Annotated in this window: 8 protein-coding genes; 1 reads left to right on the top strand and 7 read right to left on the bottom strand. The window is 68.8% G+C overall.

From position 1 onward, the window contains the following. The 4 genes from R1101_RS0112780 to R1101_RS0112765 form a co-directional block, all read right to left on the bottom strand. A partial coding sequence (locus tag R1101_RS0112780) for an ATP-binding protein (RefSeq protein ID WP_016933810.1) occupies positions 1-892 on the bottom strand: 892 nt, incomplete at its 3' end. A gap of 121 nt (positions 893-1,013) precedes the next feature. Next, complete coding sequence (locus R1101_RS0112775) at positions 1,014-2,474, bottom strand: condensation domain-containing protein (protein WP_016933809.1); 1,461 nt, start codon at positions 2,472-2,474, stop codon at positions 1,014-1,016. 7 nt (positions 2,475-2,481) lie between these two features. Further along, positions 2,482-2,895 (bottom strand): SufE family protein, encoded by a 414-nt coding sequence (locus R1101_RS0112770; RefSeq protein ID WP_016933808.1) that lies wholly within the window; start codon positions 2,893-2,895, stop codon positions 2,482-2,484. After that, positions 2,892-3,785 (bottom strand): sulfurtransferase, encoded by an 894-nt coding sequence (locus R1101_RS0112765; RefSeq protein WP_016933807.1) that lies wholly within the window; start codon positions 3,783-3,785, stop codon positions 2,892-2,894. The genes R1101_RS0112770 and R1101_RS0112765 overlap by 4 nt, the downstream gene beginning before the upstream one ends. A 62-nt stretch (positions 3,786-3,847) precedes the next feature. On the opposite strand from R1101_RS0112765, the gene R1101_RS0112760 reads away from it, so the two are divergent. Beyond that, the gene (locus tag R1101_RS0112760) at positions 3,848-4,264 is read left to right on the top strand and encodes a group III truncated hemoglobin (protein WP_016933806.1); all 417 of its coding nucleotides are present in this window, start codon (positions 3,848-3,850) and stop codon (positions 4,262-4,264) included. A 13-nt stretch (positions 4,265-4,277) separates the two neighbouring features. Here R1101_RS0112760 and R1101_RS0112755 read toward each other — a convergent pair whose 3' ends face one another. The 3 genes from R1101_RS0112755 to R1101_RS0112745 form a co-directional block, all read right to left on the bottom strand. Then, entirely contained in the window at positions 4,278-4,940 is a 663-nt protein-coding gene (locus R1101_RS0112755; RefSeq protein WP_016933805.1) for a Maf family protein, read from the bottom strand. Between the two features lies 1 nt (position 4,941). Continuing rightward, entirely contained in the window at positions 4,942-5,268 is a 327-nt protein-coding gene (locus R1101_RS0112750) for an acyl-CoA carboxylase subunit epsilon (protein ID WP_016933804.1), read from the bottom strand. A gap of 156 nt (positions 5,269-5,424) precedes the next feature. Beyond that, positions 5,425-7,065, bottom strand: a complete 1,641-nt coding sequence (locus R1101_RS0112745; RefSeq protein ID WP_016933803.1) for an acyl-CoA carboxylase subunit beta — start codon at positions 7,063-7,065, stop codon at positions 5,425-5,427. Between the last annotated feature and the right edge of the window lie 117 nt (positions 7,066-7,182).

Here is a 7,182-nt window from a genome sequence, read left to right as displayed (position 1 = left end):
GGGTGTTGACCTCGAGGAAGGACACGGTGTCGCCCTGCACGAGGTACTCGACCGTGCCGGCGCCGTAGTAACCGGCCTCGCGGCAGATGGCCTTGGCGGAGTCGTGGATGCGCTTGCGCTGCTCGTCGGTCAGGAACGGCGCGGGAGCCTCCTCGACCAGCTTCTGGAAGCGGCGCTGCAGCGAGCAGTCGCGAGTGCCGGCAACGATGACGTTGCCGTGCTGGTCGGCGATGACCTGGGCTTCGACGTGGCGGGCCTTGTCGAGGTACTGCTCGACGAAGCACTCACCGCGGCCGAAGGCGGCGACGGCCTCACGGGTGGCCGACTCGAACAGCTCGGGGATCTCCTCGATGGTCTGCGCGACCTTCATGCCGCGTCCGCCACCACCGAAGGCGGCCTTGATCGCGACGGGCACGCCGTACTTCTTCGCGAACTCGACGACCTCGTCGGCGTTCTTCACCGGGTCCTTGGTGCCGGCCGCCATCGGGGCCTTGGCGCGCTCGGCGATGTGGCGGGCGGTGACCTTGTCGCCGAGGTCGCGGATGGACTGGGGCGAGGGGCCGATCCAGATGAGGCCGGCGTCGATCACGGCCTGCGCGAAGTCGGCGTTCTCGGAGAGGAAGCCGTAGCCGGGGTGGATGGCGTCGGCGCCGGACTTGGCCGCGGCGTCGAGGATCTTGTCGAACACCAGGTAGGACTCGGCGGAGGTGGTGCCGCCCAGTGCGAACGCCTCGTCGGCGAGCTTCACGAACTGTGCGTCTGCGTCCGGTTCGGCGTAGACGGCGACACTGCCGTAGCCCGCGTCCTTGGCGGCTCGGATGACCCGCACAGCGATCTCGCCGCGGTTCGCGACGAGCACCTTCGTGATCTGCGCGCTGGCATGACTGGGCACGGAGCCTCCTGTTGATCGATCGTTAGGTTATTTCCGTCGACGGGCAGTCTAAGCGCCAATCGGATCGACGACGTAACCGGATGGCCCCTATACATTACGGCGGGCCTTCGAGCATCCGATGCTACTCACCGGTAGGTGGGACCGTCACCGTTTCCGGCTGCGCGATCCACGGCCCGCCGACCGCGACCTCGTGCATCAGCTCGCGGGCGCGTGCGATGAGGCGGGGGACGTTCTCGCCCGCGACCGTGTTGTCGGGGAATCGCGCCGACATGTTCACGCCCTCGGGGGTGCGATTGATCCAGATGTACACGTCGTGCGTGAAGCTGCGGCTGCGCAGGGCCCGGGCGTTCCATTCGGGCCACTGTGCTGCCATGGGAACGAACCGCACGTCCATGTAGGACACGACGAACCGGGGGCGGATGGGGACGCCGAGGAGTTCGCCCACCCGCACGAACGGCACTCGCGCACTCGCCCGGGTGCGGTGCAGTTCGTCGCCGGCGCGCATCGCCAGGACGTCGAAATCCGTTGTGCCCGTAAGGTTCAGGTCGATCGGTCGAAGGCCGACGAACCAGCCGAGCGAACCCGCCCAGATCGGGCCGGCGCGGGTGTGCGCGGGCGCGACGGTCCGGAACCGCTCGGCGCCGGTGATCTCGGCCGTCGCCCGGCCGAAACACGCCAGCACGCCGGCGAAGAAGCCCGTCCCCGCACGGCGGCAGCACGTGGAGAAGGCACTCGCCTCGTCGTCGTCGAACCAGCGCTCGGACAGTCGCTGCTGGGGTGTGGCGTGCGATGGTCGCGCACCGATCGGCAGGGGGAAGGCGGGTGGTTCGCCTCCGCATTCGGTCAGGGTGCGCCGCCAGATCTGCACCGCCTCGTGATGGTCGTCCAGCTGTGCGGACTCGTCCCGTTCGGCGGCGCCGAAATCGATGTAGCTCCCCACCGGGAACAGGTCGGCCGCGCGACCGGTGCGCTCCTCCTCGTAGAGCGCCGAGATCTCGTGCGCGACGAGTACCACGGAGTACCCGTCGATGATCGAGTGGTCGGCGCCGAAGAAGACCGTGAACCGCTCATCGGTGTCCTTCGCGCCCCCCGTGTCGCCGGCATCCCCGTCCGGCGTCCGCTCGAGCGTCGCGAAGACGTAGGACGGCCACAGATGCGGCGTCGTGTAGTCGTCGAACAGGCCGAGCAGGTGGTCGCGGATCGTGTCCGGATCGGCGGGATCGTGCCGGATGGGACGCACCGACACCCTGCCCGGCGGTGCGGTGCGCCGCACCAGGTCGTTCCCGCTCTGCTCCCCCGCGAGGTGGGCGTGGCTGCGCAGTGGTTCGTGCCGGTCGATCCAGCGTTGCAGGGCCCGCCGGAACCGTTCGGTGTCGACCGGCCCGGCGACCTCGAAGGCCGTGCCGAGCCAGGAGTCGCGGCCACCGCCGTACCGGATCCCCGAAGTGCGCCTCAGATGCGCCTCGTGGATGTACGAGGCGGGACGGGGATCCTCGCGCCAGTCGTCCTCGGCCGCGCAGGGCAGCCATTCGGTCAGCACGCCGGGAGGGATCCGGTAGTCGGCGAGCTCGGTGAACTCCATGACCGCGTCAGGTTCGGAGGTGCCGCTTGATGCGCGTGAGCATCGCGCTCATCCCTCGCAACCGCAGCGGGCTGACGGCCTCGGCGAGCCCGAGCGAGGCGTAGAAGTCGTCGGGCACGTCGAGGATCTCCTGCGCGCTGAGACCGTCGAGTCCCTGGTGCAGGATCGAGGCGAATCCGCGCGTGGTCGGCGCCTCGGGGGGTGCGCTGAAGTGGAGCTTCACCTGCGACCGGTCGGATGCGTCGACGGACAGGAACAGCGGCGACTGGCACTCGGGCACCGGCTCCATCGCCGCTTCCTCGAGTTCGGCGGGAAGCGGCGGGAGCTCGCGGCTGAATTCGAGAAGCAACTGCAGCTTGTCCTGACCTTCGACGGCAGCGAAGTCGTCGACGATCTCGGCGAGGGGGGCGGGGATGCTCATGCGGCCGGCGCTTCTCCGGGCTCGTCGCCCTTGGCGATGGGCACGCGGACCGCGTTGCCCCACTCGGTCCACGAACCGTCGTAGTTGCGCACGTTCGAGTACCCGAGCAGGTGGGTGAGGACGAACCACGTGTGGCTCGACCGCTCGCCGATCCGGCAGTAGGCGATCACGTCGGCGTCCTTCGCGATGTCGCCGTAGATCTCGTCGAGCTCGGCCCGGGCGCGGAACCGGCCGTCGGGCGCCGCGGCCTTCGCCCACGGGATCGACACCGCGGTGGGGATGTGACCGCCGCGCAGGGCGCCCTCCTCGGGATAGTCGGGCATGTGGGTGCGCTCACCGGTGTACTCCTGCGGCGACCGCACGTCGACCAGCGGACCCGCGCCCAGGTGGGCGAGGACGTCGTCCTTGAATGCGCGGATCGGGGCGTCGTTGCGCTCGACGACCGGGTAGCCGCTCGTCGTGGCGGACGGGATGTCGAGGGTGGTATCGCGGTTCTCGGAGATCCATGCGTCGCGGCCACCGTCGAGGAGGCGGACGTCCTCGTGACCGAAGAGGGTGAAGACCCACAGCGCGTAGGCGGCCCACCAGTTGGACTTGTCGCCGTAGATGATCACGGTGTCGGTGCGACGGATGCCCTTGCGGTCCATGAGCGCGGCGAACTGCTCGCCGTCGATGTAGTCGCGGGTGACGGGGTCGTTGAGATCGAGATGCCAGTCGATCTTCACCGCACCGGGGATGTGCCCCACGTCATAGAGCAGGACATCCTCGTCGGACTCTACGACCTTCACTTCGGGATGGCCGAGATGAGCGGACAACCACTCCGTCGACACGAGACGGCCGGGATCCGCATATGCGGCGAACGAAGGGTTGCTATCGGGTGCGACGGGCACATGGGCTCCTGAGGCTGTGGTGGCAGGTGCGCCGTCGATTCTAGGCGGTACCGTGACGGGACGTGACCCGCAGCAACCCTCACGCCGGGCGGCCGGCCCGCGCCGAACTCGCATCGCGGGACCACATCGACCTGCTGGTCCGCCGGTTCTACGAACGCGCACTCGCCGATCCCGTGCTCGCACCGGTCTTCGACGTCCTCGCCGTGGTCGGACTCGACGACCATCTGGTGGTCGTCGGCGACTTCTGGGAGCAGATCCTCTTCCGCACGACCCGTTATCGCGGCGCGTTCGTGCCGGTGCACCGGGCGCTGCACGGGCACCACGGACTGACCCCCGCCCGATTCGAGCGGTGGTTGCAGTTGTGGTGCGAGACCGTGGACGAGACGTTCCACGGAGTGGACGCGGACCGCGCGAAGGCCAAGGCCGGGGCGATGGTGACCTCGCTGCAGAAATCCCTGTACGGCGGCACGACCCGATAGGGCCGGAGACGGCCTAGTTCTCGAGCGACTCCAGGGGGATGGCGGCATTCTCGGCCCACAACCGCGCCACGGAGATACCGACCTCGGCGAGCAGGCGCCGCACCAGCGGGAGTCCGATGCCGATGACCGACGACGGATCTCCCTCGATGCGCTCGACGAACCAGCCACCGTGACCGTCGAGCGTGAAGGCGCCGGCCACTTCGAGCGGCTCACCGCTGTCGAGATACGCCTCGAGCTCCTCGTCGGTGGGGGTACCGAAGTGTACGACGGTGCCGCTGTGGTCGGCGACCTCGGCGACGACCTCGTCGTCCCGGACACGGAGCACGGCATGACCCGTGAGCAGCTCGCCGCTGCGACCGGCGATCGTCCGCCAGCGCTCCCGGGCCGCCTCGACGGTGCCGGGCTTGCCCTGCAGGTCGTCGTCGATCAGAAGCATCGAGTCGCAGCCGATGACGACGGCGTCCCGCAGACCCTGCTCGCGCAGGACCGGCAGGACGTCGGTGGCCTTGGCACGGGCGAGTTCGGTGACGACCTGCGCCGGTGGGGTGTCGGGGCCCAGGGACGCGATGAGCGCGTCCTCGTCGACGTCCGACACCTGCACCAACGGCTTCACGCCCGCCGCGTGGAGAACTGCGAGGCGGGCCGGTGAAGCCGAGGCGAGCACGAGCCGCGACACGTCAGCCGCGGTTCGGGTAGGAATACGGCGAGAACGGCGCCCACCGGCGGTGCATCCGGGTCGGATCCCCCCAGGTCTCGGGCGGCCGGGTGTCGCTCACGTCCTCGCCGGCCGACGCAGCGGCAGCGGCGAGCACGGCGACGAGAGCCGCGATCTCCTCGTCGGTCGGATTGCCCTTGACGATGCGGAGGGCGGCCGCGGTCTCGGCGACCGTGGAGCTCTCCGGAGCGGCTTCTCCCGCTCCGTCGTCGGGCGTGGCCTCGACCGTGGGCGACTGCTCGTCGACTTCGAACTCGGTGATGATCTTGTCCTCTGTCGTCGCTGTCACAGGGCACCCCCCGGATACGCGTCCGCACGGGCATCGGATGCCCACCGGGTCGCTGTCATGTCGATCCCTCTCTCGGGTTCATCGCACGTCGTCGGCGACGTGCTACGCCGTGCAGGTCGCGGCAGGACCGGATGCGCCCGGTCCTGCCGCGGAGCGTCACAGCGGAATGTTTCCATGCTTCTTCGGCGGGAGCGAAACCATCTTCCGCTCGAGCAGGCGCAGCGCGGAGACGATCTGGCCGCGCGTGTGCGAGGGCGGGATCACCGCGTCGACGTAGCCGCGCTCGGCTGCGACGTACGGGTTCACCAGGGTGTCCTCGTACTCGTTCTGCAGCTCGAGGCGCAGCGCGTCGACGTCCTCACCGTTCTTCGCGGCCTCGAGCAGGCGCTTGCGGTAGACGAAGCCGACGGCGCCGGAGGCGCCCATGACGGCGATCTGCGCGGTCGGCCACGCGAGGTTGACGTCGGCACCCATGTGCTTGGAACCCATGACGTCGTACGCGCCGCCGTAGGCCTTGCGGGTGATGACCGTGATCTTGCCGACGGTCGCCTCACCGTAGGCGTAGAGCAGCTTGGCGCCGCGGCGGATGATGCCGTTGTACTCCTGCTCGGTGCCGGGCAGGAAGCCGGGCACGTCGACGAGCGTGATGATCGGCACGTTGAACGCGTCGCAGGTGCGGACGAAGCGCGCGGCCTTCTCGGACGCGTCGATGTCGAGGCAGCCGGCGAACTGCGTGGGCTGGTTGGCGACGATGCCGACGCTGCGGCCGTCGACGCGGCCGAAGCCGACGATGATGTTCTTCGCGCGCTCGGCCTGCACCTCGAGGAACTCGTCGTCGTCGAGCAGGCGACGGATGACCTCGTGCATGTCGTACGGCTGGTTCGGCGAATCCGGGATGAGCGTGTCGAGCTCGATGTCCTCCGCGGTGAGGGAGTCCTCGATCGACCCGACGATCGGGTCGGTCGGCGCGAGACGCGGCGCGGCGGCCTGGTTGTTGCTCGGCAGGTAGGACAGCAGATCCTTGACGTAGTCCAGGGCGTCCTGCTCGCCGTCGGCGACGTAGTGCGCGACACCCGACTTGACCATGTGGGTGTGGGCGCCGCCGAGGTCCTCCATCGTGACGTCCTCGCCGGTGACGGTCTTGATGACGTCGGGGCCGGTGACGAACATCTGGCTGGTCTGGTCGACCATCACGACGAAGTCGGTGAGTGCGGGGGAGTAGACGTGACCACCGGCGGCGGGGCCCATGATCAGCGAGATCTGCGGGATGACACCGGAGGCCTGCACGTTGCGATGGAAGATCTCACCGTAGAGGCCGAGGGAGACGACACCCTCCTGGATGCGCGCGCCGGCACCCTCGTTGATGCCGATCAGCGGACGGCCGGTCCTGATGGCCAGGTCCATGACCTTGACGATCTTCTCGCCGTAGACCTCGCCGAGGCTACCGCCGAAGACCGTCGCGTCCTGCGAGAAGACGCACACGTCGCGGCCGTCGATGGTGCCGTAGCCGGTGACGACACCGTCGCCGAGCGGACGGTTGTCGGCCAGACCGAAGTTGGTGCTGCGGTGGCGAGCGAGGGCGTCGAGCTCGACGAACGATCCTTCGTCGAGAAGCGCCTGGATGCGCTCACGAGCAGTCAGCTTGCCCTTGGCGTGAACCTTCTCGACTGCGGCCTCACCGACCGGGATCCGAGCCTGGGCTTGACGGTTGCGCAGGTCGGCCAGCTTGCCGGCGGTGGTGTGGATATCGGGCGTACTCGCCGCCTCGGGCGCGGACGGCTCCTGGACAGTGGTCATGGCACGTCAGCTTAGCGATCGTCATACAAGGCCGTTGCATCGAGGTCCCGAAGGCCGGGCCACCGTGCCGGACCTACCGGTGGGTAGGTGGCGAAGGTCCACTTTAGGCTGTGTACA

The organism is Rhodococcus sp. R1101 (genome assembly GCF_000278445.1).
Classification (GTDB): Bacteria; Actinomycetota; Actinomycetes; order Mycobacteriales; family Mycobacteriaceae; genus Rhodococcus; species Rhodococcus gordoniae.
This window is presented reverse-complemented; position numbering and strand designations above follow the sequence as displayed.

Coding starts and splice junctions, on each gene's coding strand:
- R1101_RS0112775 (WP_016933809.1), bottom strand. CDS start 2,474: ATGGAGTTCACCGAGCTCGCCGACTACCGGATCCCTCCCGGCGTGCTG.
- R1101_RS0112770 (WP_016933808.1), bottom strand. CDS start 2,895: ATGAGCATCCCCGCCCCCCTCGCCGAGATCGTCGACGACTTCGCTGCC.
- R1101_RS0112745 (WP_016933803.1), bottom strand. CDS start 7,065: ATGACCACTGTCCAGGAGCCGTCCGCGCCCGAGGCGGCGAGTACGCCC.